Below are 426 nucleotides of genomic sequence, written 5' to 3' on the forward strand. Positions count from 1 at the left end.
TCGCTTCGAGCGGCGCGGCCTGCTGGTGGCGCGCGCCACCCTGGCCGGCGCCGCGCCGATCACCCTGCTCTGCGCCCACCTGGCGCTCACGCGCGCCGCGCGGCTGCGCCAGATGACCTGGATCGCGCACTGGATCGAGCATCACGCCCAGGACGGCCCGCTGGTGCTGGCCGGCGACTTCAACGACTGGCGCAACGATTCGGTGCCGCTGTTCGGCGAGATCGGCCTGTCCGAGGTCGCCACCCTGCTCGGCGAATCGGGGCGCACCTTCCCGGCCTTCTCGCCGGCGCTGGCGCTCGACAAGATGTTCGTGCGCGGCCTGACCCCGCTGGAGTGGTAGGCGCCGACCGACGACACCGCCTGGCTGTCCGACCACCTGCCCTATATCGCGCGGCTGCGCCTGGACTGATGCGCCGCGCCTCGGCA

1 pseudogene is annotated in these 426 nt (G+C 73.0%); it reads left to right on the top strand.

Annotation, left to right across the window (positions count from 1 at the left end):
* Positions 1-409: pseudogene (locus tag HWY45_RS36420) on the top strand (endonuclease/exonuclease/phosphatase family protein); the annotation flags it as partial.
* Positions 410-426: the final 17 nt, after the last annotated feature.

The sequence above is a fragment of the Burkholderia stagnalis genome (assembly GCF_902830275.1).
GTDB classification, from domain to species: Bacteria; Pseudomonadota; Gammaproteobacteria; order Burkholderiales; family Burkholderiaceae; genus Burkholderia; species Burkholderia stagnalis.